Origin of the sequence: Mesorhizobium sp. B283B1A (genome assembly GCF_020165735.1) — a bacterium.
Taxonomy (GTDB): Bacteria; Pseudomonadota; Alphaproteobacteria; order Rhizobiales; family Rhizobiaceae; genus Mesorhizobium; species Mesorhizobium opportunistum.
Window position 1 is genome coordinate 163,356 of the sequence record NZ_JAIUIQ010000008.1, and the last position, 26,441, is coordinate 189,796.

Here is a 26,441-nt window from a genome sequence, read left to right on the forward strand (position 1 = left end):
ATTGAAGAACTGAGGAATTGGGGAATTGGGGAACGGTCCGACTCCCTTTTTCCTCAGCCTCAGTTCCTCAGTTCCTCAGTTCCTCAGTTCTTCAATTCCCCAGTTCCCCTGCCTATTCCCCCAGCTTGTAGAACCGGCTGATAATCCCCCACGCTTCGTCGGCGGTGTCGACGAAATCGATGATGTCCTGATCCCCGGGGCTGATCGTGCCCTGTTCGGCGAGGAAGTCGAGATCGATCGCCCTTTTCCAGAACGACTTGCCGAACAGGATTACCGGCACGCGTTCCATGCGTCCGGTCTGGATCAGGGTCAGCGTTTCGAAGAATTCGTCCATCGTGCCGAAGCCGCCGGGAAACACCGCCACCGCCTTGGCGCGCATGACGAAGTGCATCTTGCGGATGGCGAAATAGTGGAAGTTGAAGCACAGCTCCGGCGTCACATAGGCGTTCGGCGCCTGCTCGTGCGGCAGCACGATGTTGAGCCCGATCGACGGCGCGCCGACATCGTCGGCGCCGCGGTTGCCGGCCTCCATCACGCCGGGTCCGCCGCCAGTCACCACGACATATTCACGGTAGTATGAAGTCGCCGACTGCTGCGAGCAGAGACGGGCGAACTTGCGCGCCTCCTCGTAATATTTGCTGTTTTCCTCGAGGTTCTTCTTCTGCGTCTCGTTCTTGGCCGCCCAGGCTTCGCCGCCGGGTTCGGGCAAGCGCGCGCCGCCGAACAGGATCACCGTCGAATGGATACCGCGCTCGGCCAGGATCATTTCCGGTTTCAGGAGTTCGAGCTGCAGCCGGACCGCGCGCAATTCGCGCCGCGTCATGAACTCGGGATCGTTCCATGCCAGCCGGTAAGTCTCTGCCCGCGTCTGCGGCGTGTCCGGCACGCTTTTCGACCGCTCCAGATCCTCGTCCGAATGCGGCAGCGGGGTCCATCCCGCCTTTTCCATGGGAGTCATCGAATCCACCGTCCAATTCCCTTAACTGCGCCGTCCCGTGACGCACACGCGATTGACCCTCATACAGCCTTAACATAAGCAGGTTCCGCAAAAGTGTCCTGCGGTTTTGCGACAAGAACCTGCCACATGCAAAGACCGACGCAGGCAAAGCCTGCCAGAGGTCCGCGCGACTTTTAAACAGGTTAAGGCTCAGGCCCTTAACAGCTTGGTAATGGAGCGAAATCATGTCGAAGCCCGATCTGGCGAGCCTCGAAAAGACCATCGAGAAGGCCTTCGAGGAGCGCGACACGATTTCGACCGCGACCCGTGGCGAGACGCGCGATGCCATCCAGTCGGCGCTCGACCTGCTCGATCGCGGCACGGTGCGCGTCGCCGAGCGGCAGGACGACGGCAAGTGGCACGTCAACCAGTGGCTGAAGAAGGCCGTGCTGCTCTCCTTCCGGCTCAACCCGATGGAGATCATCAAGGGCGGCTCCGGCCAGGCCGTGTGGTGGGACAAGGTGGCGTCCAAGTTCGACGGTTGGAGCGCCGTCGACTTCGAGAAGGCGGGCTTCCGCGCCGTGCCGGGATCGATCGTGCGCCGCTCCGCCTATGTCGCCCCGGGCGCGGTGCTGATGCCGTCCTTCGTCAATGTCGGCGCCTATATCGATACCGGCACCATGGTCGATACCTGGGTCGGCGTCGGCTCCTGCGCCCAGATCGGCAAGAACGTGCATCTTTCCGGCGGCGTCGGCATCGGCGGCGTGCTGGAGCCGATGCAGGCCGGTCCCACCATCATCGAGGACAATTGCTTTATCGGCGCGCGCTCGGAAGTCGTCGAGGGCTGCATCGTGCGCGAAGGCTCGGTGCTCGGCATGGGCGTCTTCATCGGCCAGTCGACCAAGATCGTCGACCGCGCCACCGGCGAGGTCTTCTATGGCGAGGTGCCGCCAAATTCCGTCGTCGTCGCCGGCTCGATGCCCGGCAAGCCGTTGCCGAACAACGAGCCCGGCCCCAGCCTCTACTGCGCCGTCATCGTCAAGCGTGTCGACGCCAAGACCCGGTCCAAGACCTCGATCAACGAGTTGTTGCGCGATTGATCTTTCCGCCGGGTGGGCGCACCTTCCGCCGGCGCGGCAATCGGTCGCGCTGGTTCAAGATGGAGGGGTGACATGGACTGGAAATATTTGCTGACCAGCTATGAGGGTCGCATCAACCGCGCGAAGTTCTGGGCCAGCGTCGGCGTCGTTTTCGTCGGCGCGGTAATCGCGATGATCCTCGACAACATACTGGGCACGACGTTCAACCAGATGCCTTACGGCTTTATCTATTTGCTCTACTCGCTTGCCATGCTCTATTCGGTCTTCGCCTTCTACGCCAAACGCTGGCACGATCGGGGCAAGTCGGGTTGGTGGAGCCTGATCATCCTGGTGCCGTTCATCGGCGCGATCTGGTTCCTGGTAGAGTGCGGCATTCTCGAAGGCACCAAGGGTGCCAATCAATACGGACCGGACCCGCTTGCCTGACAGTTCAAATCTTACCTGGCTTTTCTTCAAGACATCGGGCCGCGTCAGCCGCGCGGCCTATTTTCTTGGCGGTCTGCTCGTCGCCATCATCCAGGCGTTTCCACTGTACCGCTTCACGCTGGTGCCGGAAGGCTCGGCCGAGAGCAACATGTGGTCGTTCATCTTCTTCGTCGCCTTCATCGCCTCGCTGTGGTCGAACATAGTGCTGGCGGTGAAGCGGCTGCACGACCTCGACAAGCCGGGCATTGCCGCGCTGATCCTGTTCGTACCGGTCGTCTCGATCGTCGCCTTCCTTGTGTTGTGCCTGTTTCCAGGGCAGCCTGGACCCAACCGCTACGGCCGGCGCACCAACGAGCCGGAACAACCCTGAGGATCGATCGGGCATGCGCTACCGTACGCTTGATCCGAAACTGATCGTCGAGACCGCCGAGCGGCTGGAGGGCCGCATCGCCGACCGTTTCCCCGATGCGGGACTGCGCGGCGTGGCCGCCGAACTGGTGTCGTTGTCGCGCGACCTGGCAAAGGCCGCCAAGGCGCTCGAGGCGCCGATCTGGTGGCTGCGCGGCATCATCGTCGCCGCCGTCGTCGCCGGCGCGCTGGTCTTCCTGTTCGTCGGCACCATCCTGCCGCTCATTCACATTTCCCAGGCCGACGACGCGGTGCAGTCGGTGCAAGGCATCGAAGCCACGATCAACATGATGATCCTCGCCGTGCTCGGCTTCCTGGCCCTGATCCGCACCGAGGAACGCATCAAGCGCAAGCAGGTGTTTCGCCAGCTGCACGGTCTGCGCTCGCTGATCCACGTCATCGACATGCATCAGCTGACCAAGGATCCGGCGGCGCTGTCGGCCAATTTCAAGCCGACCCTGCACTCGCCAGCCCGCATCACCAATGCCGCGGATCTGGCGCGTTATCTCGATTATTGCTCGGAAATGCTGTCGATCACCGGCAAGATCGCCGCGCTGTTCGCCCAGTCGGTCAATGACGACGTCGTCATCGACGGCGTAAACGACATCGAGAATCTGAGCTCCAACCTGTCACGCAAGATCTGGCAGAAGATCACGCTGATCGAGGGCCACCCGGCGGCAGAACCTGTTCCGGCGTCAGGCCCGGCGACCCAAGCCGCGCCGCTTCGGACGCGCGCACCAAAGCGGTAACGCTTTTCAAGAGCGGCGCCGGCGTGCCCGTTCTTTCGGCGAGGCCGAGCACCGCCCCTTGCAGCTCGCCGATCTCCGTCGGCCGGCCGCGCCGCAGATCGTCCCACATCGACGAGCGGGCTTCGGGGTCGATCGCCAGCATGCGCCGAGCCAAAAGCCTGAACACCCAGTCCGGCAGCCTGAGCAGCTTCGGCAGCAGCGCCGGCCGCAAGCCGGCGATACGTGCCGGCTCGATGCCTGAGGCTTTCATCGCCCGCAGCGCTTCGTCGATCTGGCCGGCCAGGATCAGCCGCCAGCGGCGATCGGCGAGTTCGCGCGCCAGCGGCAGGTCCGAAAGCGCCACCAGTGCGTTGTTCAGGTTCATCAGAAGCTTACCCCACAGCACCGCCTTCATGTCGCCATGGGTTTCGACCGCCAGCCCTTCGACATTCAAAAACCTGGCGACATCGAGGAGGCCGGCAAGACCGTCCTCGATCATCACCTTGCCGTCGCTGGCGCGATGCACGCGCAGCGGCAATTCGCCGTCCGGCGATTGCACCACATTGAACGGCACCATGCCGGCCAGCACCGTTTGTTGCTCAAGTCCTGTTTGTTGATCAAGCCCGGCACGCAGCCTGTCGGCATTGTCGACGCCGTTCTGCAGGCTGATCACGACGGCATCGGGGCGGGCATGGGCCTTGATGAGGGCGGCCATCTCCTGCGTCGCGCCGCTCTTGACCGTCACCAGGATAACGTCGGCTTGCCGCAAGGTGGTGGCCGGGTCCACGGTGACCTCGAGCGCATCCGGCTTGACCAGGCGATCACGGCCTTCGAGATCGCTGACGCGCAATCCGCCCTGGCGCAGCACCGCCTCTATGCGCGGCCGGGCCAGCAGGATCACCTGGCGTCCGGCAAGAGCCAGGCAGCCGCCGGCGTAGCAGCCGATGCTGCCGGCACCGGCAATGACGATCTTCTTCCCGCCATTGGTCATTCTGTCGTTCCGACGCGGCACCGACTATACGACATGAAAACCATAATGTCGGCGCTTTGTCAGGCCATTGGGCTGCCCCTTATGTCTGGCCGTGACAGGCCCCGTGCTTTCGACTATCGGTTTTGCCATGACGCTGCCGACCGACCCCGCCGCAAACCTCGCCACCCTTATCCGTTGCGCTTCGGTGACACCAGCCGAAGGCGGCGCGCTCGGCGCGCTGGAAACGATGCTGAAACCGCTCGGCTTCCTGGTCGAGCGGCCGGTGTTTTCCGAGGATGGCACGCCCGACATCGAGAACCTCTATGCAAGGCGCTCCGGCAACGGCCCGCATCTGATGTTTGCCGGTCATACCGATGTCGTGCCGGTCGGCGACGAAGCCGCCTGGACGCATCCGCCTTTCGCCGCCGAAATCGCCAATGGCGAGATGTATGGACGTGGCGCCGTCGACATGAAGGGCGGCATTGCCTGTTTCATCGCCGCCGTGGCGCGCCATGTCGAGGCAAATGGCGGCCCGAAAGGCTCGGTCTCGCTGCTGATCACCGGTGACGAGGAAGGACCCGCCATCAACGGCACGGTCAAGCTGCTCGAATGGGCGGCGTCCCGGGGCGAGAAGTGGGATGCCTCGATCGTCGGCGAGCCGACCAACCCGGATGTGCTCGGCGACATGATCAAGATCGGCCGGCGCGGCTCGATGTCGGGCGCCGTCACCGTCAACGGCCGCCAGGGCCATGCCGCCTATCCGCAGCTTGCCGACAATCCGGTGCGCGGGCTGATGAGCCTGGTCGACGCCTTGCTGCATCCCGTCTTCGACAAGGGGACCAAGGATTTCCAGCCGACCAATCTGGAGATCACCTCAATCGATGTCGGCAACCCGGCCACCAACGTCATCCCGGCGAAGGCGGTCGCTGTCTTCAACATCCGCTTCAACGACACCTGGACGGCCGAAACCCTTCAGGCCGAAATCCACAACCGCCTCGACCAGGCGGCCGGCCGCAAGAAATATCGGCCGGGCAAGAAGACGCCGGTCGATTACGATCTCGTCTGGCGCGACCGACCGAGCCACGTTTTCCTGACCCGCGACGACCGCCTGGTCGAAACGCTTGCCGGCTCGATCAAGTCGGCTGTCGGCAAGGAGCCGACGCTGTCGACCTCGGGCGGCACGTCGGATGCGCGCTTCATCAAGGATTATTGTCCGGTGGTCGAGTTCGGCCTGGTCGGCAAGACCATGCACATGGTCGATGAGCGCGTCGCCATTGCCGATCTCGAAACACTGACGCGAATCTACCAGCGCTTCATCGAAGACTGGTTCGGGCAGGGCTGAACGGCATGCTTTCCGCGGACGAAACCCAAGCTTCGCTGATCGGCGCCTGGCGGCTGATGCTCGGCAAGGTCGACGGCCTGCGCCTGCTCGACCTGTCGGCCGACGGGTTCTGGAACTCGTTCTTCGCCATCATCGTTGCGGCGCCGGCGCTGATCGTCGGCTGGGTCGGCATCGCCAACGAGATCGGCAATCCCGATGCCTTCGCGGGTCGCTTCAGCATGCTGCTGCGGCTGGCGACCGTCGATATCGGCTCCTGGGTGCTGCCGCTGGTCGCGCTCGCCCTGATCGCACCCCGCGCTGGTATCGGTGGCCGTTTCGTCCACTATGTCGTTGCCAGCAACTGGGCCTCGGCGATCACCGCCTGGCTGATGCTGCCGTCGGCGCTGACCAGGCTCTTCCTGTCGTCGGCAAGCCAGGTCTCGAGCCTCGTATCGCTGCTGTTGTTTGCCCTGTCGATGGTGCTGACCTGGCGCATGACGAACGCCACGATCGGCAAGGGAGCGGCGGTCGGCACCGCCGTCTTCGTCGGCATGTTCATCGCGTCGCTGCTGGTGCTGTTCGGGCTGCAGATGCTGCTCGGCATCGCCGTGCCGGACGATGTTGGGGCTCAGAGCCTTTCCGGGTTCTATTCGGGATAATCGACGCCAATGAGGAAAAGCCCGTCGGGCGGCGCCACCTGGCCGCAGGCGGCGCGGTCGCGCGCTTCGAGCGCCGCTTTGAGGTCGCTGGCGCTCCAGCTGCCGTCGCCGACGCGCTTGAGCGAACCGACCATGGAGCGCACCTGGTTGTGCAGGAAGGAGCGTGCTGAAGCCCGCACCTCGATCATGTCGCCCTGTCTGCTCACGTCGAGCCGCTCCAGCGTCCGGACCGGGCTGTTGGCCTGGCACTGCGTCGAGCGGAAGGTGGTGAAGTCGTGCCGCCCGAGCAAGATCTTCGCCGCTTCGTGCATGACGTCGGCGTCGAGCCGCTTCGGCACCCACCAGACCTTGCCCTTTTCCAGAGCCGAGGGCGCGCGCCGGTTGAGGATGCGGTAGAGATAGTGGCGGCCGGTAGCCGAGAAGCGGGCGTCGAAATCGTCGGGGACGACGTCCGCCTTGAGGATGACAACGCGTGCGCCCGCCGCCTGCAGATGGGCGTTGACGGCATCGCGCACCTTGTCGCCAAGCCATGCCTTGGCGAGATCGACATGCGCCACCTGGGCGGTCGCATGCACGCCCGCATCGGTGCGGCCGGCGGCGCGCAGTCGCACCGCCTCGCCGCAGAACTTTTCGATCGCCTCTTCGATCGCCTGCTGCACCGAAGGCTGGTCGGCCTGGTGCTGCCAGCCGGCGAAAAGGCTGCCGTCATATTCGATGTCGAGGCGAAAACGCGGCATGCCGGGCGGCTATACGCTTTCGCCTAGGCGGCGAGAGCGGTGAAGGCGGAAGCGTAGACCAGCCTGCCGGCTTCCGGAGCGTCGCCCCAGGCCAGCGCCTGCAGCGCTTCGCCTTGGTATTCGCTCTCGAACTTTTCGGCCCGCGCATGGCTGTAGCCGAAACGGCCGTAATAGGCCGGATCGCCCAGCACCACGGCCAGCGTCTCGCCGGCATCCTTGAGGCGGATATGCGCCTCGCGGATCAGCGCGCCGCCAATGCCGCTGCCATGGAAGGAGGGCTCCACCGCCAGCGGCGCCAGCGCCACGGCCGCGAAGCTCTTGCCGCCATTTTGGACGAACAGCCGGGAAAACAGGATGTGGCCGACCACTTGCCCATCTTCCTCCGCCACCAGTTCGACGACGGCATCGCCGCCGGTCACCAGCGCATCGACCAGCCCGGCTTCCGCCTGCTGGCCGAAAGCGTGTTCCTCGACGTCGCGAATGGCCTCGCGATCCCGCGGCGTCGCCGCGCGTATCGACATCATGCTCATGAGAACTTCGTTCCTTTTTCGATCTTGGCCCCGCGCAGGAATTCCGACGCGGCAGCGGGCCTTCCGCCCGCGCGTTGAACTTCGACCAGCCTGACCGCCCCTGTTCCGCAGGCCACCGTCAGCCGGTCATCGAGAATGCCTCCCGACTCGCCCAGATCATCCGAAAGCGGCAGGCCTTCGGACAGCTTCGAGCGAAGCAGTTTCAGCCGCTCCGGGCGGCCGCCAATGTCAATCCCGGACCAGGCGCCGGGAAAGGGCGACAGGCCGCGAATGGTGTTGTGGACCTCGGCCGCTGGCCGCGTCCAGTCCACGTGCGTCTCGGATTTATCGATTTTTCTGGCGTAAGTCACCCCGTCCACGGCCTGTGCGGCAAATCTCAGGGTGTTCTCTTCCAGACGCGCCAGCGCTTCCACCATCAGGGCAGCACCGACGCTCATCAACCGATCATGCAGATCGCCGGCCGTCATATCGGGTTCGATGCCGCATTTTTCAACCAGTCCCACCGGCCCGGTGTCCAGCCCCTCATCCATGCGCATCACCATCATGCCGGTTTCCAGGTCGCCCGCCATGATGGCGCGCTGGATGGGAGCCGCGCCCCGCCAGCGCGGCAACAGTGACGCATGGCCGTTGATGCAGCCGAGCCGGGGCGCGTCGAGGACCGCCTTCGGCAGCAGCAACCCATAGGCGACGACCACGGCGATATCGGCCTCCAGGGCAAGCAAAGCGGCCTGCTCGGCTTCGCCTTTCAGCGATACGGGCGTCCGCACCTCGACGCCCAGCCGCTCCGCCTCGCGCTGCACCGGCGACGGCGTCAGTTCCAGCCCGCGCCGTCCGGCGGCGCGTGGCGGCTGGGTATAGACGGCTGCAATCTGGTGTCCCGCTTCGGCAATCGCTCGCAACGTCGGCACCGAAAACTCAGGCGTGCCCATGAAGATGACGCGAAGGGGCATTCCCTATCCCACCAGTTTGCCCGGCGCCTTGTCCTTGGCGAGCTTCTTGAACTTCTTCACCACCATGTCGCGCTTCAGCTTTGAGATGTGGTCGATGAACAGCACGCCGTTGAGATGGTCGATCTCGTGCTGCAGGCAGGTCGCCATCAGCCCCTCGGCCTCCATCTCCTGCAGCTTGCCGTCGCGATCGAGGTATTTTACGCGCACAGAGGCAGGGCGTTCGACCTCGGCGTAATAGTCCGGAATGGACAGGCAGCCTTCTTCGTAGACGGAGCGCTGGTCGGCGCTTTCCAGGATTTCCGGATTGATGAAGACATGCGGCGCCGGCGTCTCGTCTTCCTTGGCGAGATCGATCACCAGCATGCGCAGGGGTTCGCCGATCTGGATCGCGGCCAGCCCGATGCCTGGCGCGTCATACATGGTCGCAAGCATGTCGTCGGCTAATCCGCGCAACGGCGCGTCGACGCGTTCCACCGGCTTGGAAACCTGGCGCAGGATGGGGTCGGGAAGGATGATGAGCGGCTTGATCGGCATGGCGTTCCACCTAAGACGTCCAGCGAAAAGCGTCAACCGGGGCGTCTGAGCCTCGTTCACGTTTTGATCTGTGTCGTCGGGCCGAATCGGCTATGCTGTCCACATGAATGACCTGAGCACCATCCTTTCGGAGCCCGTCGCACGGCTTGGCGCCTCTACGATCACGCTTGGCCACGCGCTGGCTTTCGGCGCATTGCTGTTTCTTGGCCTGTTCGTGGCGCTTGTCGTCGCGCTGTGGCGGTCGGCCAACGCGCGCGCCGTGGCGGCTGCCGAAGCCGCCGACCACGCCCGCGATGCCGAGGCGCGGATGGCCGGCATTCTGCAATCCCAGGCTGAGATGCAGGGCCGCATGGGCGCTATCGCCGAAGTGTTCGGCGCGCGCCAGGCGGAGCTCACGCAATCGATCGGCCAGCGTCTCGACGCCATGACCGGCCGCATCGGCCAGACCATGACCGAACAGACCAAATCCACCCATGAAAGCCTGGCCAAGCTGCAGGAGCGGCTGGCGATCATCGATGTCGCGCAAGGCAACATCCAGTCGCTCGCCGGCCAGGTCGTGCAGTTGCAGGCGATCCTTTCCAACAAGCAGACGCGCGGCGCCTTCGGCCAGTCGCGCATGGAGGCGATCGTCGCCGACGGTCTGCCGCATGGCGCTTACGAGTTCCAGGCGACGCTGTCGAACGGCAGCCGGCCCGATTGCCTGGTGAAAATGCCGAATGGCGCGCCGTCGCTGGCCATCGATGCCAAGTTTCCGCTGGAGGCATGGAACGCCATCCGTGCCGCCGATGGCGCCGACCTGCAGAAGGTCGCGGCCCAGGCCTTCCGCCGCGACATCGAGATCCATGTCCGCGACATCTCGGAAAAATACTTGATCCAGGGCGAGACGCAGGACACCGCCTTCATGTTCGTGCCGTCGGAATCGGTGTTCGCCGAAATCCACGAGAATTTCGAGGCGATCGTCCACAAGGCGCATCGGGCGCGCGTCGTCATCGTTTCGCCGTCGCTGCTGATGCTGTCGATCCAGGTCATCCAGGCCATCCTCAAGGACGCCCGCATGCGCGAACAGGCGCATCTGATCCAGGGCGAGGTGATCCGGCTGATGGAGGATGTCGCGCGGGTCGACGAGCGGGTGCGCAAATTGCAGGTCCATTTCGGCCAGTCGGCCAAGGACATCGACGATATCCTGGTCTCGACATCGAAGGTCACCAAGCGCGGCCAGAAGATCGAGGCGCTGGAATTCGGCGCGCAGCCGGACGGCGATGCCGGCCCGGACGGCGCCTCACGTGCACCTGCCGCGAAGGCCGACGCCGGCCCCCGCGTCGCAGATTCGAAGACCGGGCAGCTCAGGCTGAGGGTCGTCGAAGGCGACGATTGAGGCGCGGCACCTGAACCCGGCGCTACTGCTCCTCCACCGTGGTCATGCCCTGAAATTCAGGCAGCCAGTGCAGCGCCGAGCGGTGCCATTTCTGCAGTGTCGGAACCAGATCCTGACGTTGCCGCGCGGTCCCCACCCGAATTCCATAGACCTTCGGACCATCGCCGACCGACGTGGCGTAAAGGTGCGAGCCGCAGTCTGGGCAAAAGGCCTGGACACGCTTGGCGCCGCTCGCCACGGTCTTGATGTAGATTTTCGGGGTGCCCTGCGTGATCCGGTAGTTGTTTTCCGGCGCCGGAACCGTCACGCGAAAGGCGGTGCCGGTCAGCTGCTGGCAATCCGTGCAATGGCAGATCGACGTCTTTTCCGGGTCGACCTCCGCTTCATAGGTGATGGCGCCACAGTGGCATCCGCCGTCTATCTTCATCGTCGCTCCTCCTGCAATTCGGACCAATCTTAGCGGGGCAAGCCCGCGAGGCAACTTCGCTTTGCTAGTCCAGGGCCGGGTCGGACATGGCACCGATCAGCTTGCGCCGCTGCTCCCAGGTCCCAGTGGTCTGCGGCTTGACGAACAGCCGCGTGATCTCCGGCATTTCTGCCTTCAGGCGCGCCTCGATGCGCTCGACACAGGCCTCGACCTCCGGCGCCGCCAGATGATCCTCGAACTCGATGCTCAGGGCGGCGACGATCTCTGCCGGTCCCATATGGACGGTCAGAACGCCGTTCGCCCGCTGTACCGCCGGATCCTGCTGGACGATCGCCAGCACCCTTTTCTGCACCTCGGGTGAAGCCGGCTCGCCGATGAGCAGGCCCTTGCTTTCGCGAGCCAGGAAGACCGCCGTCGCGCCGAGGATGACGGCGATGCCGATGGAAGCGGCACCGTCGAGTTCCGGCATATCGAGCAGTTCCGCCGCCAGGATGCCGGCAAAGGCGACGATCAGGCCGAGCAGGGCGGCGCTGTCCTCGAACAGCACGGTGTAGACGCTCGGATCCTTGCTCGATTGCACCGCTTGCAGCCAGCCTTCCCCCTTGCTCTTCTGCCGGCGAAATTCCTTCAGCGCCACCAGCCAGGAGCTGCCTTCGAACAGGAAGGACAGGCCAAGGACGATGTAGTTCACCTTGACGTTGGCAACCGGTTCCGGCGCCATGATGTGGATGATGCCCTCGTAGAACGACACGCCGGCACCCAGCGCGAAGACCAGGAGGGCGACGATGAAGCTCCAGAAATAGAGTTCGCGGCCGTGGCCCAGCGGATGCGTGCGGTCGGCCGGACGCGCGGCACGATACATGCCATAGAGCAGCAGGCTGCCATTGCCGGTGTCGACCAGCGAGTGCACGCCCTCCGACAGCATCGCCGAACTGCCGGTGAAGAAGGCGGCGGCGAATTTGGTCAGCGCGATGGCGAGATTGCCCGCCAGCGCCGCATAGATAACCGTTTTCGAGCCGCCATGCCCGGCCATGCAATGCTGTCTCCCTCAGGATACCCATCCGTAGCTGCCCCGCCGCCGAAGCTCCACAGGCAGCACAACGCGCGAACCGGCCCGGTCGTTCAGGTCGTTGAAGGCTTGAGGCTGGAAAACCTTCTATTCGACGATCTCGTCGGTCCACACCCTGAAGCCGGCAAGCAAGCCCGGTCCGAAAATATGGGTCAGCGGCACGTCCGCCGCGTCGCGGCCGGAGGCGATCAGGATGCGGCCGATGCGCGGCGCGTTGTTGCGTGGATCAAAAGCGTGCCAGCGGCCGCCGAGATAGACCTCCATCCAGGCGCAGAAATCCATGCTCGCCCAAGGCTTCGGCATGCCGATGTCGCTGATATAGCCGGTGCAATAGCGCGTCGGGATGTTGAGCGCCCGGCAGAAGGTGACGGCAAGGTGCGCGAAGTCGCGGCATACGCCGCTCTGCTCGCGATAGGCTTCGGCGGCGGTGCGCGTCGGCCGTGCATTGCCATAGTTGAAGACGATGTGATTGTGGACGAAATCGCACACCGCCTGCACGCGCGGGATGCCCGATGGCGTATGGCCGAACAGCCGCCACGCTTCGCTTGCCAAAAGGTCGCTCTCGCAAAACCGGCTGGGCAGCAGGAACAGCAGCGTCTCCGCCGGCAGGTCGCGCACCTCGTGCTGCCAGGCCATCAGCTCGCTCATCTCGAATGTACCGGGATCACGGATCACCGCATCGGTACCGAAGGTAAAACGCCCGGGCGGCGCGACGAAGCGGTTGCACCAATTGCCGAAACTGTCGCGATAGCTCTCGATCGGCACCGGCGGGTTGGACGTCAGGAAATCCGGGCGTTCGAGGTCGGAGGCACGGGAGTAGTGGACATTGAGCATCGCGATGAGCGGCGTTTCCTGCGGAAAGTCGAAGCTCATCTCGCAGCCGATGTGAATTCGCATCGTCGTCCTGACCGGCCTGCCCGGCAATCATCCAGCGAAAGCGCGGATCGATGCTGCAGTGCGAAGATGACCATGGCACGGACCGCCATGGTTTACGAGCAAATTAGAAAGCGGTTGAAAGCGGCCAGCCGGCGGTCGCGACCGACTCAAGGCCCTTGCGGCAAAGCGTTTCTCTTGTTTCACTTGGCTTCCCGCAATTGGAGGAACGAATCATGGCTAAAGGTGCGATGAAGGCAGGCAAGGAAGCCCGCAAACCGAAGAAGGACGCCAAGAAGCCCGCGCCCGCTCCCGCCCTGAAGGCGCCGCCGGTCAAGGCGATGCGCATCAAGGAAAAGTAGGCTTCGGCACATCCCGCTCGGCGGGATTTGACCGGCGGCGTCGGACACTGCCGCCGGCGAGCGTTGATCGGGCGTTTGGACGGCCCTATGTTGCCGGCGCGGGGACGACCCCGCGCCTCCCCAAAATCCGGTCGGGACGACCCGTCCATCATTTATCGAGCATCTCGGGATCGGGTCCCGTTCCGGCCCGATGCTGGATGGAGCGTTGCGATGTCGTGGATTTTTCTGTTTTTCGCCGGCCTGTTCGAAATCGGTTGGGCGATAGGCCTCAAATACACCGATGGATTCACCAGGCTCGTTCCGACGGTGCTGACGGTCGCGTCGATGGTCGTCAGCCTTACCCTGCTCGGCCTGGCGCTGAAGGCGCTGCCTGTCGGCACGGCCTATGCGGTGTGGACCGGCATCGGCACCGTCGGCACGGCGCTGCTCGGCATCTGGCTGCTCGGCGAGCCCGCCACGGCGATCAGGCTCGCCTGCATCGCCTTGATCGTCTGCGGCATCATGGGGCTGAAGTTCGCGGCCTGATCGAGTCCAAGCGTTCCCTCGGCTTAATCCGAGGGAGAGACCTCCTGAGGAAGACAGCCGTTGGGATCACCTGCGCCCAAGGGGCTCAAAAGTGTTGCTTCCACGAAAACGCGTTCAGGGCCGCTGCGAGGCGACCCTGATCCTGCATTCGAAGCTTGGACGCTAAGGCGTTAGCGAGCCGAGAAGCCTGGCGGCGTTCTGCCGGTACGCTGCTTGCGCGCCGCATAGCGTGCGTCGCGTTTCGCCTTGCGTTCGGCTTCGTCGGCCAGCAAACGGGCGATGCGCTCGTTCTCTTCGGCTTCCTTGATCTTCGCTTCAGCCTGTGCCGCCTCTTCGGCCGCAATGCGCGCCGCCTCGGCCGCTGCCTCGCGCTCGGCCTTCTCGACCGCTTCGCGCGCCAGCTTTTCCTGCTTCAGCCTGGCCTTTTCAGCTTCGCGTATCTCGCGAGCCTCGAGGATTGCCTTGCGTTCGGCCTGTCGTGCCAGCACTGCAGGATCATCCGCCGCCGGCTTTGACTTGAAACGCTCCAAAAGCGCCTTCTTTGCCTCGTTCGCGGCATTGCGCCGCTCGAAAATGTCTTTTTCCCTGTAGATAGCCAAGTCCACTTCCCTGAAGTCAATTCGCGAGGCTTACATACGCGCGAATAGCGAGAGTTCAAGCGCCAAAACGGTATGCCAGCCATGAAATTCTGTGCTGTTGCGCACGGGAGACGCCTTTTCCTTGCAAAACGACATGCACTGTTCACTGTCCGAGCCTCTGGCGGCGGGGCCAGGCACTCGCTAGGTCTAGCCGCAAAACCCAACATCAGGATGACATCAGATGGAACTCGGTCTCTACACCTTTGCCGACGTCAGCCCGCAGCCCGGTCCGGGCGCCATCGGCCCGCATGAGCGATTGCGCAACCTGATCGAGGAGGTCGAACTGGCCGACCAGGTCGGTCTCGACGTCTTTGGTCTCGGCGAGCATCACCGGCCCGACTATGCGGCCTCGGCACCGGTCGTGGCGCTGGCGGCGGCCGCCGAGCGCTCCAAGCGCATCAGGCTGACCAGCGCGGTCACCGTGCTCTCCTCCGACGATCCGGTTCGCGTCTTCCAGCAGTTCGCCACGCTCGACCTTCTCTCGGGCGGTCGTGCCGAGATCATGGCTGGACGCGGCTCGTTCATCGAGTCCTTCCCGCTGTTCGGCTACAATCTGGAGGACTATGACGAGCTCTTCGCCGAAAAGCTCGATCTGCTGCTTGCCATCCGCGACCAGGTGAAAGTCACCTGGTCCGGCAATCTGCGCCCGCCGATCAATGATCGCGGCGTCTATCCCCGGCCGTTCCAGGACAGGTTGCCGGTCTGGATCGCCATTGGCGGCACGCCGCAGTCCGCGGCGCGCGCGGGCGCGCTCGGCCTGCCGCTGGCGCTCGCCATCATCGGCGGCGAGCCGGCACGCTTCGCGCCGCTGCTGGACCTCTACCGCGAGGCGGCCAAACGCGCCGGCAGCGACCCGGCGGGCCTCGCCACCAGCATCAACGTGCACGGCTTCATCGCCGAGACGACCGAGCAGGCCGCCGACGATTTCTACGGGCCGCAAGCCGAGGTGATGAACCGCATCGGCCGCGAGCGCGGCTGGGGCCCGACATCGCGGGCGCATTTCGACCAGTCGCGCGGTCCGAATGGCGCCCTGTTCGTCGGCAATCCCGATCAGGTCGCCGAGAAGATCGTCGCCCAGCACAGGATCTTCAACAATGACCGCTTCCTGTTGCAGATGGCGATCGGCACCATGCCGCATGCCAAGATCATGAAGGCGATCGAACTCTACGGCACCAGGGTGGCGCCGATCGTGCGCAAGGAAACCGCGAAGTCCGCGCCGGTAGTGGCAACACCCGCCGCCTGAGCGGCGGGCGGGCTCGCCAGCCACGCCCGTTCGCAAAGCCGGCTCATGGAACCTACAGCCTGAACTTCGCGTTTCCTGCAGGCAATTGCCGGCCGCGGAGAGGCGGACGGCTCGAGGGTGACCATGAAAACCGAACCCGCTGCCTTGGGCGCAGGCGCCGCCGACGAGCCGGATCCGCGCGTCGAGGCGCGCGCCGACACGCATCTGATGCGATCGCTGCTGGTCGGCATTTTCCTGTTGATGGCCATTTACGCCCTCTACTTCGCACGCGCCTTCTTCATGCCGGTCATCCTGGCCTTCCTGCTCGCCCTGACGCTCACCCCAATCGTGCGGATACTGCGCAAGCGCGGCATCCCCGAAGTGGCCTCGGCGACCCTTCTGGTGCTGCTGTCGATCTGCGTCTTCGCCAGCGCCGGCTACCTGCTCTCCAGCCCGGTCATCGACCTCATCAACAACTCCTCGTCGATCGGTCAGCAGCTTACCGAGCGGCTGGCGCAATTGCGGCGTCCGCTGGAAAAGATCATGCAGATTTCGCATCAGATCGAGCAGCTGACCGAGACCTCGCAGGAGTCCGGCATCCAAAAAGTCGCGGTGGCGCAGTCCGGCATCCTGTCGGCGGCCGCCAGCAACATCCTCTCGGCGGGAACCAGCCTCACCATCATCTTCGTGCTGTCGCTGTTCCTGCTCGCCTCGGGAACGATGTTCTACGAGAAGATCATCCAGTCCTTCGCCAGCCTCAGCGAGAAGAAACGGGCGCTGCGCGTGGTCTATGACGTCGAGCGCGAAATCTCGCACTATCTGCTCACCGTAACCGTCATCAATGCCGGCCTCGGTACGGTCATCGGCCTTGGCCTGTGGGCGCTGGGCGTGCCCAACCCGCTGGTCTGGGGCGTGGCCGCCGCCCTGTTCAACTTCCTGCCCTATGTCGGGGCGCTCTTGACGATCGTGCTGGTCGCGGTGATTGCGCTGATCAGCTTCGACACCATTTCCTACGCGCTGTTGGCACCCGCCTTCGTGCTTTTGTGCGACGTCGTCGAAGGCCAGTTCGTGACGCCGATGGTGGTTGGCCGACGCCTCGAGATCAACGCCGTGGCGATCTTCATCGCCATCGCCTTCTGGTCGTGGCTGTGGGGGTTCGTCGGCGCCCTGATGGCGGTGCCGTTGCTGGTCGTCATCAAGGTGTTCTGCGACCATTTCGACGGGCTCAGCCATGTCGGCAATTTTCTCGCCGCGCAGCACACCGCCGTGGTGGAAGAGGAACCAGCCGAGGAGGACGGCAAGGCTTCGGCATGAACGGCTGGCCGTGTTTGCGGCGCCGGGATCGAATGCCTATATCCGGCCGATCAATGCCCGGTGCCCTTCCCGATGAGCGATGCTCCCTTCGACCTCGACGCCTATTTCGCCCGCATCGGCTATGCCGGTTCCAGGGATGCTTCGCTGGATACGCTGAAGGCGCTTCACTTCCTGCACCCGCAGGCAATCCCCTTCGAGAACATCGATCCGTTTCTCGGCCGCCCGGTCAGGCTCGACCTTGCCGCGCTGCAGGACAAGATCGTCGCTGGCGGGCGCGGCGGCTATTGCTTCGAGCACAACCTTCTTTTCATGCATGCGCTGAAAGCGCTTGGCTTCGAGGTCAGCGGCCTTGCCGCGCGCGTGCTTTGGGGGCAGGCGGAAGACGCCATCATGGCGCGCAGCCACATGCTGCTGCGCGTCGAACTCGATGGCCGGACCTACATCGCCGATGTCGGCTTCGGCGGCCTGACCCTGACCGCACCGCTGCTGCTGGAGCCCGGCACCGAACAGAGAACCCCGCATGAGACCTTCCGTATCGCCGCGACCGACGATCATTTCCGCCTGCAGGCCGCTATCGGCGGCGATTGGCGCTCGCTTTACCGCTTCGACCTGCAGCCGCAATACGAGGTCGACTATTCCATCGCCAGCTACTTCCTGTCGACCAACCCGATATCGCATTTCCTCACCTCTGTCCTGGCGGCGCGCGCCGCGCCCGACCGGCGCTACGCGTTGCGCGGCAATCGGCTGTCGATCCACCACATCGGCGGCCGCACCGAGCAGAAGGACATAGCCACTGCCGCCGAACTCGCCGACACGCTGGAAGGCCAGCTCGGCATCATCATTCCAGACCGTGCCGGCTTCGAGGCCAGGGTGCGCGACAAGAAGATCTTGGAGACCAACGCATGACCGAATTGTCCGTTCTCGACCTGTCGCCGATCGTCGAAGGCAGCGATGCCTCGCAGTCGCTGGCCAATTCGCTCGATCTCGCCCGCCATGCCGAGCGGTTGGGCTACAAGCGCTACTGGCTGGCCGAGCATCACAACATGCCGGGCATCGCCAGTGCCGCGACGGCCGTCGTTATCGCCCATGTCGCCGGCGGCACCAGGACCATTCGCGTCGGCGCGGGCGGCATCATGCTGCCCAACCATGCGCCGCTGGTGATTGCCGAGCAGTTCGGCACGCTGGCCGCCTTGTTTCCCGGCCGCATCGATCTTGGCCTCGGCCGCGCGCCTGGCACCGACATGAACACCGCGCGCGCCTTGCGCCGCAACCTCGAAGCCGGCGTCGACAATTTCCCGCAGGATGTCGTCGAGCTGATGGGCTATTTCCTGCCGGCCGAGGAGGGCCAGCGCCTGCGCGCCGTGCCCGGCGAAGGCCAGACCGTGCCGGTCTGGATCCTCGGCTCCAGCCTCTATGGCGCGCAGCTCGCCGCCATGCTCGGCCTGCCCTATGCCTTCGCCTCGCATTTCGCACCGGCCGAGCTCGACCACGCGCTCGACATCTACCGTTCGCGCTTCCAGCCGTCGGAACAGCTCGACAAGCCGCATGTCATGCTCGGCCTCAATGTCTTTGCGGCACCCACCGATGCCGAGGCGCGATTGCTGTTCACCTCGCTGCAGCAGGCCTTCGTCAACCTGCGCACCGGCAGGCCGGGAAGGCTGCCGCCGCCCGTCGAGAATTATGATCGCGACCTCGACCCGATGGCCAAGTCCATGCTTGGCCAGGCGCTGTCCTGCGCCGTCGTCGGCTCTCCCGAAACGGTTCGCCAGGGCATCGATGCCTTCGTGCGCCGCACCGGCGCCGACGAGCTGATGGTCACCGCGCAGATATCGGATCATGCCGCCCGGGTGCGGTCGTTCGAGATTTTGGCGGAGGCCCACAAATCGCTGTCGCAGGCGGCCTGAGGCGGCGTGGCACGGGATCGTGCTAAAAATGGGGCTGGGCAGCCTTACGCCAGCTTGACCAGCAGCCTCATGAAGGTAGCGGCCTCCCTGGCCGACAGTGGCGCCAGGGTTTCCGCGGTGATTTCGCGCGCCAGCGGGATCAGCCGTTCGATCGCTTCGCGCCCTTCGGCGGTCAGGTTGACCAGCAGCCGCCTTTTGTCGACCTCATGCTTGGAAAGCTCGACCAGACCGCGCGCCTTCAGCCGGTCGATGACGCCCTTCACCGTCGCCGCATCCATGGCGATCAGCGTGCCGAGCTGGTTCTGCGACGTTTCGCCGACGTCGCGCAGCTTGGCGAGCGCGGCGAATTGCGGCGGCGTCAGGTCGCCGATGTGCGCGGCGAAGATCGAGACATGGCGCTGATGCGCCTTGCGCAGGATGAAGCCGACCTGCTCCTGCAGGAGGTAATCCTCCGGCGTCTCGACCTCCACCAGCTTGAGCAGATTGTCCTCGCCGCTCACCGCAAGCCGTCCCATGCCTTGATGTCGTCGGCCGCCAGCCCACCCATGCGATTATGGATGCGCGGGCCGCAAGTCATGGCCAGGCAGAACAGGATCTCATCGGGGCGCGGGCCGTCGCTGATGCCGACCTCCATGGCGTCGAAATGGCTGCGCACATAGGCTGCGTTGATGTGGCCGAGCGGCACGTCGAGCTTCGAGCCGAAAGCGCCGACCTTCTTGGCCGACGGCACGATCGCCTTGGCGTCGCCCAACCGTTCGCGCATCGCATAGCCGCCAGGCACATGCCAGAGCGCGCCGTGCTCGAGCTCGCCCGCTATGCCGACAATGGCGCCCTTGCCGTAGCCGTCGATCTGTTTGACGTCGCCACCGAGCGCTGCGATCAGCCGGTCGGCGAGCAGCAGGCCGAGCGGTTTCAGATCGTCCATGGCGCTCTGCAGCTCCTCTGCATAACGCCCGGCGAACGGGTTTTTCACCAGCGCCATGGCGGCTGCGCGCCGGCGCGGCACCTTGGCCGCCGGTCCGCCCTCGTGAAAGATCTCTTCGGTCAGGACAGCGATCTTGCGGATCGGAAACTCAGGCATGCGCAACTTCCTCCCTCGAATTCTTGTTGGGCGCCGCAAGCGCAACGGAGCCACTGATGCGGGCCTCACCGCCAAGAAACAGCGCCGATCCGGCAATCAGGCCGCGCCGGCGAAAATCTTCGGCGACAGCAAGGCCGTTGTCCAGCGCCCGCGCCACCTCGCCAGGCGCAAGCGTGCCGACGCTTTGTGTCACCAGTCGCGCGCCGAGATCGCTGTCGGGGGACAGTTCGCTTGCGGGAATGCGCTTGATGGCTTGATTGCCGGGCAGATCCACGGCGTTGGCAATGAGTGTCGCCGCCGCATCGGCCTCGGCGCCAGTCCGCGCCAGCACGGTGACGGCGTCGGCAATGCCAAGCGAGAAGGAGCGGCCACGCCAGCCGCTGGTTGCAACGCCACGCACACCATCCTGCGGGCGGATCATGATCCGGTCGGCCATGTCGTGGCCCGTGCCGGCGATCGCCAGGTTCATCGAAAGGCCGTTGCCGATATGGAGTGCGCTGTCGCCGCCATTGTTGACATAGGCGCGATCGAGCTTGCGACCCACAAGCAGCGCAGCGAGCATTTCGTCGGCTACCGACCCGGCAACGGCGGCCATCGGCGTGATGAAGCATTCCGCCAACGGGATGACGGCCGCCTCCATGCGACGCGCCGTCGGGCCGTCAAAGGCGCGCGGCGCCAGGAAGAATGCCGGCAGCCGCAATTCGGGAAGCTCCTTGACCAACTCGATCAGGATCGTCTGGAAGCGCGCCACGGCTTGCTCATAGGCGGCACGGCACTCATGCGCCTCGCCGAAGGCCTCGACGATCAGGTCGATCGGCCCATGGTTGAGGTGCAGCCGCTTGCCGTCCTGCAGCCAATGGACCTGCGGGCCTTGCATCACCCGGCACCGTTCGCGGGCACACGGTGCAATTGCGCCAGCGGCGGCCACGGATTGCTGCCCGGCGCGCCGGTACCGCGGCGCGCATTGAGGTATTCGCCGCCCTTGGCAACGATGTCGTGGACACTGCGGATTTCGGCCTCGTAGCCGCCCAGCCTGATGTAGTCGTCGCGGCGCAAGGTGAATTCGATCGGCGCCACCAGCGCCGGTGTCGGCACATAGCCGAAGGCGCCTTCCGGAACCCGCGTGACATCGACCATCAGCGTGATGCCGCCTCCCGGCCAGACATAGACCGGCGCGCCGCCGACCGTGACATAGGTCTTCAACCCTTGCACCGAACGGGTAAGATTGACCGGGTTTTCTGTGACGCCGGCGCGCAGCGAGCCGCCGGCACCGCCGATGAACAGCACGGTGCACAAAGCCGGCTCGCAATTGTCCTCGATCAGACCGACCGACTTCTGCAACCGTTCCGGAAACGGCTTTTCGACCGGCTTCAATTCGTCATCGAGCTCGTAATAGGCGAACTGCTCGCCGGTGGTCGAAACCATCAGCAGCGACAGGCCGGGCCGCGCGCCCTTCCTGGCGTTCCATTCGCCGAGGATCGACAGCGGGTCGGAAATCGAGGTGCCGCCCCAGCCAAGGCCGGGTTCGGAGACCTTGAAATAGCGTCCCGGCGTCGAACGACGGCCGATGATCTTGATGCCCGTATCCTGCCAGCCCAGCACCTTGCCGGCCTGATGCTCGGAGACGACACCGGTGATGTGATCGTCGACCACCACCACCTCGTCGACCAGCCCGCGCCATTGCGTGGCGAACATGCCGATGGTGGCCGAGCCGCAGCCGACGCGCATGCGGTGTTCCTGCTTGCCGTCGATGACAGGTGGTTTGCCGGCTTCGACGACAATGGTGGCGCCGCCGTCGATGCCGAGTTCCACCGGCTTGCGGTTGCACAAATTGAGCAGCGCGTCGCAGGTGGCGCGGCCCTCCGCCTTCGAGCCGCCGGTCAAATGATGCACGCCGCCCAGCGACAGCATCTGCGAGCCATATTCGCCGGTCGTGACATGACCGATCGCCTCGCCTTGCGAGCGCACGATCGCCGTCTCGGGGCCGAGATGACGGTCGGTGTCGATCTTCACCTTGACGCCGCAATAGGAGAAGATGCCTTCGGTGACGACGGTCACCAGATCGACGCCCTCGACCTCCTGGCTGACGATGAACGGGGCCGGCTTGTAGTCGGGATAGGTGGTGCCGGCGCCTATTGCCGTGACGAAGCGGCGGCCGGTGTTGACCAACTCGCCATCCCACGCTTCGCCCTCGGCGACGAAAGGCACCATCGTGGCGCCGGTCTCCGCCGCATGGTCGAGGATGGTCAGCGGGTCCATGCGCACGATGCGGCCGCCGACATTGCCGTAGCGGTCGCAGGCGCCGGTGCGGCCGTCGGCGATGTAGCACATCACCGGGCAGGCATCGCAGCGGATCTTCTCCGCCACCAGCTTCTCGCCGGGATCATGGGTCTCGAAGCGCTCGGCAAGCTCGCTCATCGGCGTGCCTCCTGTTCACGGATGCCATCTTGTTCGCGGATGCCAGCGCGGATACGCGTCGGCGTCGCCGGAACCTTGGTGACCAGGACGCCGGTGGCGTGGCGGATGGCGTTGAGGATCGCCGGCGCCGTCGGAATCAACACATGTTCGCCCAGGCCCTTGGCGCCGAATGGCCCCTCGGGATCGGGAACCTCGACCAGGATGGTCTCGACCGGCGGCACGTCGCCAATGGTCGGGATCAGATAGTCGTGCAGGTTTTCGGTGCGGCCCGGGATATATTCTTCCATCAGCGCCATGCCGATGCCTTGCGCGATACCGCCTTCGATCTGGCCCTCGACCAGCAGCGGGTTGATCGCCTTGCCGACATCGTGCGCGGCGGTGATCTTGATCAGCTTCACGGTGCCGAGCTTGAGGTCGACCTCGAGCTCGGCGATCTGCGCGCCATAGCCGTAGACGGCGTAGGGTTTGCCCTGGCCCTTGGCATCGAGCGGCAGCGTCGGCGGATCGTAGGTCTCCTCGGCGCGGAAGACGAAGCCACCGCCATCCACCTCGAGCGAGGCGAGATCGATACGGCGCGTGGCCTCGCCCTCGCGGATGACGATTGCCACGCCATTGAGCTGCATGGAGGCTTTTTCGGAAACATTGGCAAAGCGCAGGATCTTTTCGCGCAAGGCCCGCCCTGCCTTCTCGGCCGCCTTTCCGGTGACGAAAGTCTGGCGCGACGCGGACGTCTTGCCAGCGTCCGGGCTGATGCCCGTATCGGCGCTTCTGAGCCGGAATTTGTCCAGCGGCAGGCCAAGCGCATCGGCGCAGATCTGGGCGATGACGGTGTTGGAACCCTGGCCGATATCGACGGCGCCCTGGTGCAGGATGACGTCGCCCGATGGCGAGATGCCGACCTTGATGGTCGAGGGATTGGGCAGCGAGGTGTTACCGCAGCCATACCAGCACGAAGCCACGCCAACGCCGCGTTTTCTGTCCACGCTGGCGCTGTTGAAGGCATCCGCATCCGCCGTCGCACGTGCCCAATGCGGACGGAGCGACTCCAGGCACTCGGCAATGCCGACACCGGACTCCAGCCTCTGCCCCGTAACCGTTTCGGATCCGTTCCGAAGGCAGTTCTTCAAGCGAAAATCGAGTCGGTCGATACCGAGCTTGCCAGCCAGCTCGTCATAAAGCGTCTCCTGCATGATCGTCGCCTGCGGCACGCCGAAACCGCGGAAGGCACCGGAGATCGGCCCATGCGTATGGATGGCTCTGCCTTCCGCGCGGTAGTTCGGCGTCGCATAGGGGCCGGAGGCATGCACCGGCACGCGGTTGGCGACGGTCGGGCCCCAACTTGCATAGGCGCCGGTGTTGAAATCGCCTGAAAAAATCATGCCGGTGACATGGCCGTCGGCATCGGCGCCGATGGTCGCCTTCATCTCAGCGGGATGACGCTTGGTGGTCGAAATCATCGATTCGTTGCGTGTGTAGGCAAGGGCTGCCGGCCGGCCGGTCTTCAACGCCACCAGGCCGATCAGCGGCTGCAGCGAGACATCGAGTTTCGAGCCGAAACCGCCGCCGGTCGCCGTCGGCACGATGCGTACCTTGTCGACGGCAAGGCCGAGCACCTTCGCCGTCTCGTCACGGTCCATGTACGGCGCCTGCGTGCAGGCGACGACGACAAGCGTATCGCCGTCCATATAGGCATGGCCGGCCTCCGGCTCGATATAGGCGTGCTCGACATAGGACGTGTCGATCGCGCCGGAAACCGTGACGGCGGCACTGGCAAGCGCTGCCTCGGGATCGCCACGCTCGACGAAGCCCTTGGTCAACAGGTTGGCCGGGCGCGCCTGATGGATCAGCGCAGCACCTTCGGCCTGCGCCTCGCCAGGTTGCAGAAAATGCGGCAGTTCGGTCCAGCGGACCGGGAAATCCGACAAATCGAGATCAAGCATCGCCTCGCGCTCGCCGGCGACCAGCGCCACCGCTTCGCCGCGAAGCCGCGCAAACCCGTCGGCCAGCGCCGGCTGGTCGGCGAATGGGCCGATAACGCCGAAACAGTTCTTTCCCGGAATATCGGCCGCCGTGAACACGCCGACGATGCCGGGGTGCGCCTTCGCCCAGCCGTCGAGATCGCCGAAGGCAAAGCTGGCGTGATAATGTGGCGAGCGGACCACCAGCACGGCAAGCGCATCGGCGGGGAAGGCATCGCCGCCGAATTTCTCGGCCCCGGTGACTTTCGGCACGCCATCGAGCCGGATGGGGGAGGAGCCAATGGCGTGGCCGGACTGAGGCAAACGAAAATCGAGGCTTGCTGCCTGCAAGGAGGCATCCATCACCGCCGCGATGATCTTCCGATAACCGGTGCAACGACACAGAATGCCGCCGAGCGCGTCCTGCACTTCGATCTCGGTTGGGCTCGCCTTTTTGTCCAGGAGCGCCGTCGCCGCGATCAGCAGCGCCGGAGTGCAGATGCCGCATTGCGCCGCGCCATGGGCGAGGAATGAGGCCTGCAACGCCGACAGCCGGCCATTGGCGAGGCCTTCGACCGTTGTCACCGATGCCCCGGCGGCGGAGGCCGCCGACATCAGGCAGGCGCAGACGGGATCGCCGTCGACCAGCACCGTGCAGGCGCCGCAGTCGCCGGCGTCGCAGCCGACCTTGGTGCCGGTCAGCTGCAATTCGTCACGCAAAACCTGCGACAGCCGGCGCAGCGGCGGCACGTTGACCGAGACGGCGGCGCCGTTGACCGCGAAGGCGATGTCGGCGCGTTCGAGGCCAAGCGGAACACCACCCAGACCGGGCAGAGCTTCGTTCATTTCAGGCAGAACCTGGCTCATGCTGCCACCATGTGGTCGTTCATCGGTCCGGCGGCGGCCAGCACGGCGCGGGCAACGATTTCGCGCACCGCGTCGAGCCGGTACTCGGCACTGCCGCGCACATCGGCGATCGGCGACAGCTCGGCCATTGGCGCGGATTGGACCGCATCGGCGAGCCCGCCATCCACTGCCCGCCCACGCAATGCCGCCTCGACACCGGCAAGCCGCTTGGCGACGGCCGAACACGAGCCGACAGCTATCGCTGCGCCCGTGACCGTGCCGGCCTCAACGACCAGGCGCGCCGCCACCATGGCGATGGAAATGACGAGGTAACGCCGTGCGCCGAGCTTGACGAAGGCCGACGTACCCGCCGGCTTCGGCACGCGGATGGCCGTGACCATTTCGCCCGGCTGCAGGGCCGTGCGGCGGTTGCCGAGAATGAAATCCGGCAAGGGCAGACGGCGCGTCGCCGCCGCCGAGCGCAGCTCGACCTCGGCATCGAGGACAAGCAGGCCCGGCACGCCGTCGGCGGCCGGCGAGGCGTTGCAAAGATTGCCGGCGACCGAGGCGACGTTCTGGATCTGCACCGAACCGACCTCGCGCGCTGCCTGTTTCAGTGCATCGAAGGCCGGCGGCAAGGGGTGGCGGATGATGTCGGTCCATGTCGTGCGCGCGCCGATAACCCAATGGCTGCCGGTCTCGGCGATGCCGCGCAGCGCCGTCAGGCCGTTTATGTCGAGGACATTGTCGCGGAACGGCTTGCTGCCCTGTGCCGGATAGAAATCCGTGCCGCCGGCCAGAATGCGCCAGTCGCCCTCGCCAAGCAAAGCGAGCGCCTCGTCGACCGTGGTGGGTTTCGCGTAACGGATCACGCTTTGCCTTCCCGAAAAGAGGCCTTCCAGAGCTGGTACTTCGAAAGATCCTTCCAGCGCAGGGCCGGGAAATTCATTCGTATGCAAATGATATCAAGCCGGCAGGAATTGTCAAAGCCGGAGTTTTGCGGCAGCTCCGCCACCACGCATTTGTTATGCTTCCAGAGGTTGACGCAGGCGGCCATCTGGTCAAGTTTCTGCGTCCGGTCGCGTCAGCGGCATTTTCCACTGGAGCCTGCATACGGAAGAGGAAAGCC

General features: G+C 64.8%; 30 protein-coding genes. 13 read left to right on the top strand and 17 right to left on the bottom strand.

What is annotated here, in order from left to right:
* Positions 1 to 112: 112 nt before the first annotated feature.
* Positions 113 to 958: an LOG family protein gene (locus LB577_RS09240; RefSeq protein WP_023777826.1), complete on the bottom strand. Its 846-nt coding sequence runs from the start codon at positions 956 to 958 to the stop codon at positions 113 to 115.
* Positions 959 to 1,182: 224 nt separating this feature from the next.
* Here LB577_RS09240 and dapD point away from each other — a divergent pair, with 224 nt between their 5' ends.
* The 4 genes from dapD to LB577_RS09260 all read left to right on the top strand — a co-directional run bounded on the left by dapD (position 1,183) and on the right by LB577_RS09260 (position 3,620).
* Positions 1,183 to 2,037, top strand: coding sequence for a 2,3,4,5-tetrahydropyridine-2,6-dicarboxylate N-succinyltransferase (gene dapD, locus LB577_RS09245; protein ID WP_224686466.1), 855 nt, complete (start codon positions 1,183 to 1,185; stop codon positions 2,035 to 2,037).
* Positions 2,038 to 2,109: 72 nt separating this feature from the next.
* Positions 2,110 to 2,463: a DUF805 domain-containing protein gene (locus LB577_RS09250; protein ID WP_224686467.1), complete on the top strand. Its 354-nt coding sequence runs from the start codon at positions 2,110 to 2,112 to the stop codon at positions 2,461 to 2,463.
* Positions 2,456 to 2,833 carry a DUF805 domain-containing protein gene (locus LB577_RS09255; protein ID WP_023765463.1) on the top strand — a complete coding sequence of 126 codons (378 nt, stop codon included), beginning with the start codon at positions 2,456 to 2,458 and terminating at the stop codon, positions 2,831 to 2,833. The genes LB577_RS09250 and LB577_RS09255 overlap by 8 nt, the downstream gene beginning before the upstream one ends.
* Positions 2,834 to 2,846: 13 nt before the next feature.
* Positions 2,847 to 3,620, top strand: a complete 774-nt coding sequence (locus LB577_RS09260) for a hypothetical protein (RefSeq protein ID WP_224686468.1) — start codon at positions 2,847 to 2,849, stop codon at positions 3,618 to 3,620.
* Here the strand turns inward: LB577_RS09260 and LB577_RS09265 are convergent.
* Positions 3,523 to 4,590 (bottom strand): 2-dehydropantoate 2-reductase, encoded by a 1,068-nt coding sequence (locus LB577_RS09265; RefSeq protein WP_224686469.1) that lies wholly within the window; start codon positions 4,588 to 4,590, stop codon positions 3,523 to 3,525. The two genes, LB577_RS09260 and LB577_RS09265, sit on opposite strands and share 98 nt — an antisense overlap.
* A gap of 127 nt (positions 4,591 to 4,717) precedes the next feature.
* Here LB577_RS09265 and dapE point away from each other — a divergent pair, with 127 nt between their 5' ends.
* Positions 4,718 to 5,911: a succinyl-diaminopimelate desuccinylase gene (gene dapE / locus LB577_RS09270; RefSeq protein ID WP_224686497.1), complete on the top strand. Its 1,194-nt coding sequence runs from the start codon at positions 4,718 to 4,720 to the stop codon at positions 5,909 to 5,911.
* A gap of 5 nt (positions 5,912 to 5,916) precedes the next feature.
* Positions 5,917 to 6,549, top strand: a complete 633-nt coding sequence (locus LB577_RS09275; RefSeq protein WP_224686470.1) for a transporter — start codon at positions 5,917 to 5,919, stop codon at positions 6,547 to 6,549.
* Here LB577_RS09275 and truA read toward each other — a convergent pair.
* Genes truA through def form a run of 4 tightly spaced genes read right to left on the bottom strand, consistent with a single transcriptional unit; the run spans position 6,537 to position 9,300 of the window.
* A complete protein-coding gene (gene truA / locus LB577_RS09280) occupies positions 6,537 to 7,286 on the bottom strand; it encodes a tRNA pseudouridine(38-40) synthase TruA (RefSeq protein WP_224686471.1) in 750 nt (249 codons plus the stop codon). The genes LB577_RS09275 and truA overlap by 13 nt on opposite strands.
* Before the next feature lie 23 nt (positions 7,287 to 7,309).
* A complete protein-coding gene (locus LB577_RS09285; protein ID WP_224686472.1) occupies positions 7,310 to 7,816 on the bottom strand; it encodes a GNAT family N-acetyltransferase in 507 nt (168 codons plus the stop codon).
* The gene (fmt, locus tag LB577_RS09290; RefSeq protein WP_224686473.1) at positions 7,813 to 8,766 is read right to left on the bottom strand and encodes a methionyl-tRNA formyltransferase; all 954 of its coding nucleotides are present in this window, start codon (positions 8,764 to 8,766) and stop codon (positions 7,813 to 7,815) included. The genes LB577_RS09285 and fmt overlap by 4 nt, the downstream gene beginning before the upstream one ends.
* A gap of 3 nt (positions 8,767 to 8,769) precedes the next feature.
* Entirely contained in the window at positions 8,770 to 9,300 is a 531-nt protein-coding gene (def, locus tag LB577_RS09295) for a peptide deformylase (RefSeq protein WP_023765472.1), read from the bottom strand.
* A 103-nt stretch (positions 9,301 to 9,403) separates the two neighbouring features.
* Here def and LB577_RS09300 point away from each other — a divergent pair, with 103 nt between their 5' ends.
* A complete protein-coding gene (locus LB577_RS09300) occupies positions 9,404 to 10,675 on the top strand; it encodes a DNA recombination protein RmuC (RefSeq protein ID WP_224686474.1) in 1,272 nt (423 codons plus the stop codon).
* A 22-nt stretch (positions 10,676 to 10,697) separates the two neighbouring features.
* Here LB577_RS09300 and LB577_RS09305 read toward each other — a convergent pair whose 3' ends face one another.
* The 3 genes from LB577_RS09305 to LB577_RS09315 form a co-directional block, all read right to left on the bottom strand.
* On the bottom strand, positions 10,698 to 11,102 hold the full coding sequence (locus LB577_RS09305; RefSeq protein ID WP_023777838.1) for a GFA family protein: 405 nt from the start codon (positions 11,100 to 11,102) through the stop codon (positions 10,698 to 10,700).
* A gap of 64 nt (positions 11,103 to 11,166) precedes the next feature.
* On the bottom strand, positions 11,167 to 12,135 hold the full coding sequence (locus tag LB577_RS09310) for a cation diffusion facilitator family transporter (protein WP_224686475.1): 969 nt from the start codon (positions 12,133 to 12,135) through the stop codon (positions 11,167 to 11,169).
* Positions 12,136 to 12,258: 123 nt separating this feature from the next.
* Positions 12,259 to 13,068 (bottom strand): transglutaminase-like domain-containing protein, encoded by an 810-nt coding sequence (locus LB577_RS09315; RefSeq protein ID WP_224686476.1) that lies wholly within the window; start codon positions 13,066 to 13,068, stop codon positions 12,259 to 12,261.
* A gap of 212 nt (positions 13,069 to 13,280) precedes the next feature.
* Between LB577_RS09315 and LB577_RS33090 the strand changes: the two genes are divergently transcribed.
* Both LB577_RS33090 and sugE read left to right on the top strand, forming a co-directional pair.
* Positions 13,281 to 13,406: a hypothetical protein gene (locus LB577_RS33090; protein ID WP_013891842.1), complete on the top strand. Its 126-nt coding sequence runs from the start codon at positions 13,281 to 13,283 to the stop codon at positions 13,404 to 13,406.
* 210 nt (positions 13,407 to 13,616) lie between these two features.
* Positions 13,617 to 13,931: a quaternary ammonium compound efflux SMR transporter SugE gene (gene sugE, locus LB577_RS09320; RefSeq protein WP_023765478.1), complete on the top strand. Its 315-nt coding sequence runs from the start codon at positions 13,617 to 13,619 to the stop codon at positions 13,929 to 13,931.
* A 170-nt stretch (positions 13,932 to 14,101) separates the two neighbouring features.
* Here sugE and LB577_RS09325 read toward each other — a convergent pair whose 3' ends face one another.
* A complete protein-coding gene (locus LB577_RS09325) occupies positions 14,102 to 14,530 on the bottom strand; it encodes a DUF6481 family protein (RefSeq protein ID WP_023765479.1) in 429 nt (142 codons plus the stop codon).
* Positions 14,531 to 14,750: 220 nt separating this feature from the next.
* On the opposite strand from LB577_RS09325, the gene LB577_RS09330 reads away from it, so the two are divergent.
* The 4 genes from LB577_RS09330 to LB577_RS09345 all read left to right on the top strand — a co-directional run bounded on the left by LB577_RS09330 (position 14,751) and on the right by LB577_RS09345 (position 19,009).
* Positions 14,751 to 15,812: an LLM class flavin-dependent oxidoreductase gene (locus tag LB577_RS09330; RefSeq protein WP_224686477.1), complete on the top strand. Its 1,062-nt coding sequence runs from the start codon at positions 14,751 to 14,753 to the stop codon at positions 15,810 to 15,812.
* A gap of 123 nt (positions 15,813 to 15,935) precedes the next feature.
* Positions 15,936 to 17,105 carry an AI-2E family transporter gene (locus LB577_RS09335; RefSeq protein WP_224686478.1) on the top strand — a complete coding sequence of 390 codons (1,170 nt, stop codon included), beginning with the start codon at positions 15,936 to 15,938 and terminating at the stop codon, positions 17,103 to 17,105.
* A gap of 72 nt (positions 17,106 to 17,177) precedes the next feature.
* Positions 17,178 to 18,011, top strand: coding sequence for an arylamine N-acetyltransferase family protein (locus tag LB577_RS09340; protein ID WP_224686479.1), 834 nt, complete (start codon positions 17,178 to 17,180; stop codon positions 18,009 to 18,011).
* Positions 18,008 to 19,009 carry an LLM class flavin-dependent oxidoreductase gene (locus LB577_RS09345; protein WP_224686480.1) on the top strand — a complete coding sequence of 334 codons (1,002 nt, stop codon included), beginning with the start codon at positions 18,008 to 18,010 and terminating at the stop codon, positions 19,007 to 19,009. Before LB577_RS09340 ends, LB577_RS09345 begins: the two co-directional genes overlap by 4 nt.
* Positions 19,010 to 19,053: 44 nt before the next feature.
* On the opposite strand, the gene LB577_RS09350 is transcribed toward LB577_RS09345, so the two are convergent.
* The 7 genes from LB577_RS09350 to LB577_RS09380 are packed head-to-tail and all read right to left on the bottom strand — an operon-like array spanning position 19,054 to position 26,369.
* On the bottom strand, positions 19,054 to 19,509 hold the full coding sequence (locus LB577_RS09350) for a MarR family winged helix-turn-helix transcriptional regulator (RefSeq protein WP_224686498.1): 456 nt from the start codon (positions 19,507 to 19,509) through the stop codon (positions 19,054 to 19,056).
* Entirely contained in the window at positions 19,506 to 20,090 is a 585-nt protein-coding gene (locus tag LB577_RS09355) for an amino acid synthesis family protein (protein ID WP_023765485.1), read from the bottom strand. The genes LB577_RS09350 and LB577_RS09355 overlap by 4 nt, the downstream gene beginning before the upstream one ends.
* Entirely contained in the window at positions 20,083 to 20,967 is an 885-nt protein-coding gene (locus LB577_RS09360; protein ID WP_224686481.1) for a UPF0280 family protein, read from the bottom strand. Before LB577_RS09360 ends, LB577_RS09355 begins: the two co-directional genes overlap by 8 nt.
* On the bottom strand, positions 20,967 to 22,508 hold the full coding sequence (locus LB577_RS09365; protein ID WP_224686482.1) for a 6-hydroxynicotinate reductase: 1,542 nt from the start codon (positions 22,506 to 22,508) through the stop codon (positions 20,967 to 20,969). The genes LB577_RS09360 and LB577_RS09365 overlap by 1 nt, the downstream gene beginning before the upstream one ends.
* Positions 22,505 to 25,333: a molybdopterin-dependent oxidoreductase gene (locus LB577_RS09370; RefSeq protein ID WP_224686483.1), complete on the bottom strand. Its 2,829-nt coding sequence runs from the start codon at positions 25,331 to 25,333 to the stop codon at positions 22,505 to 22,507. The genes LB577_RS09365 and LB577_RS09370 overlap by 4 nt, the downstream gene beginning before the upstream one ends.
* Positions 25,330 to 26,184: an FAD binding domain-containing protein gene (locus LB577_RS09375; protein ID WP_224686484.1), complete on the bottom strand. Its 855-nt coding sequence runs from the start codon at positions 26,182 to 26,184 to the stop codon at positions 25,330 to 25,332. The genes LB577_RS09370 and LB577_RS09375 overlap by 4 nt, the downstream gene beginning before the upstream one ends.
* Positions 26,181 to 26,369 (bottom strand): hypothetical protein, encoded by a 189-nt coding sequence (locus tag LB577_RS09380; protein ID WP_224686485.1) that lies wholly within the window; start codon positions 26,367 to 26,369, stop codon positions 26,181 to 26,183. The genes LB577_RS09375 and LB577_RS09380 overlap by 4 nt, the downstream gene beginning before the upstream one ends.
* Between the last annotated feature and the right edge of the window lie 72 nt (positions 26,370 to 26,441).

Excerpts from the sequence above, each read along its gene's own strand:
- LB577_RS09240 (WP_023777826.1), bottom strand. The coding sequence starts at position 958 with ATGACTCCCATGGAAAAGGCGGGATGGACCCCGCTGCCGCATTCGGAC.
- dapD (WP_224686466.1), top strand. The coding sequence starts at position 1,183 with ATGTCGAAGCCCGATCTGGCGAGCCTCGAAAAGACCATCGAGAAGGCC.
- LB577_RS09250 (WP_224686467.1), top strand. The coding sequence starts at position 2,110 with ATGGACTGGAAATATTTGCTGACCAGCTATGAGGGTCGCATCAACCGC.
- LB577_RS09260 (WP_224686468.1), top strand. The coding sequence starts at position 2,847 with ATGCGCTACCGTACGCTTGATCCGAAACTGATCGTCGAGACCGCCGAG.
- LB577_RS09265 (WP_224686469.1), bottom strand. The coding sequence starts at position 4,590 with ATGACCAATGGCGGGAAGAAGATCGTCATTGCCGGTGCCGGCAGCATC.
- dapE (WP_224686497.1), top strand. The coding sequence starts at position 4,718 with ATGACGCTGCCGACCGACCCCGCCGCAAACCTCGCCACCCTTATCCGT.
- LB577_RS09275 (WP_224686470.1), top strand. The coding sequence starts at position 5,917 with ATGCTTTCCGCGGACGAAACCCAAGCTTCGCTGATCGGCGCCTGGCGG.
- truA (WP_224686471.1), bottom strand. The coding sequence starts at position 7,286 with ATGCCGCGTTTTCGCCTCGACATCGAATATGACGGCAGCCTTTTCGCC.
- LB577_RS09285 (WP_224686472.1), bottom strand. The coding sequence starts at position 7,816 with ATGAGCATGATGTCGATACGCGCGGCGACGCCGCGGGATCGCGAGGCC.
- fmt (WP_224686473.1), bottom strand. The coding sequence starts at position 8,766 with ATGCCCCTTCGCGTCATCTTCATGGGCACGCCTGAGTTTTCGGTGCCG.
- def (WP_023765472.1), bottom strand. The coding sequence starts at position 9,300 with ATGCCGATCAAGCCGCTCATCATCCTTCCCGACCCCATCCTGCGCCAG.
- LB577_RS09300 (WP_224686474.1), top strand. The coding sequence starts at position 9,404 with ATGAATGACCTGAGCACCATCCTTTCGGAGCCCGTCGCACGGCTTGGC.
- LB577_RS09305 (WP_023777838.1), bottom strand. The coding sequence starts at position 11,102 with ATGAAGATAGACGGCGGATGCCACTGTGGCGCCATCACCTATGAAGCG.
- LB577_RS09310 (WP_224686475.1), bottom strand. The coding sequence starts at position 12,135 with ATGGCCGGGCATGGCGGCTCGAAAACGGTTATCTATGCGGCGCTGGCG.
- LB577_RS09315 (WP_224686476.1), bottom strand. The coding sequence starts at position 13,068 with ATGCGAATTCACATCGGCTGCGAGATGAGCTTCGACTTTCCGCAGGAA.
- LB577_RS33090 (WP_013891842.1), top strand. The coding sequence starts at position 13,281 with ATGGCTAAAGGTGCGATGAAGGCAGGCAAGGAAGCCCGCAAACCGAAG.
- sugE (WP_023765478.1), top strand. The coding sequence starts at position 13,617 with ATGTCGTGGATTTTTCTGTTTTTCGCCGGCCTGTTCGAAATCGGTTGG.
- LB577_RS09330 (WP_224686477.1), top strand. The coding sequence starts at position 14,751 with ATGGAACTCGGTCTCTACACCTTTGCCGACGTCAGCCCGCAGCCCGGT.
- LB577_RS09335 (WP_224686478.1), top strand. The coding sequence starts at position 15,936 with ATGAAAACCGAACCCGCTGCCTTGGGCGCAGGCGCCGCCGACGAGCCG.
- LB577_RS09340 (WP_224686479.1), top strand. The coding sequence starts at position 17,178 with ATGAGCGATGCTCCCTTCGACCTCGACGCCTATTTCGCCCGCATCGGC.
- LB577_RS09345 (WP_224686480.1), top strand. The coding sequence starts at position 18,008 with ATGACCGAATTGTCCGTTCTCGACCTGTCGCCGATCGTCGAAGGCAGC.
- LB577_RS09355 (WP_023765485.1), bottom strand. The coding sequence starts at position 20,090 with ATGCCTGAGTTTCCGATCCGCAAGATCGCTGTCCTGACCGAAGAGATC.
- LB577_RS09360 (WP_224686481.1), bottom strand. The coding sequence starts at position 20,967 with ATGCAAGGCCCGCAGGTCCATTGGCTGCAGGACGGCAAGCGGCTGCAC.
- LB577_RS09365 (WP_224686482.1), bottom strand. The coding sequence starts at position 22,508 with ATGAGCGAGCTTGCCGAGCGCTTCGAGACCCATGATCCCGGCGAGAAG.
- LB577_RS09370 (WP_224686483.1), bottom strand. The coding sequence starts at position 25,333 with ATGAGCCAGGTTCTGCCTGAAATGAACGAAGCTCTGCCCGGTCTGGGT.
- LB577_RS09380 (WP_224686485.1), bottom strand. The coding sequence starts at position 26,369 with ATGGCCGCCTGCGTCAACCTCTGGAAGCATAACAAATGCGTGGTGGCG.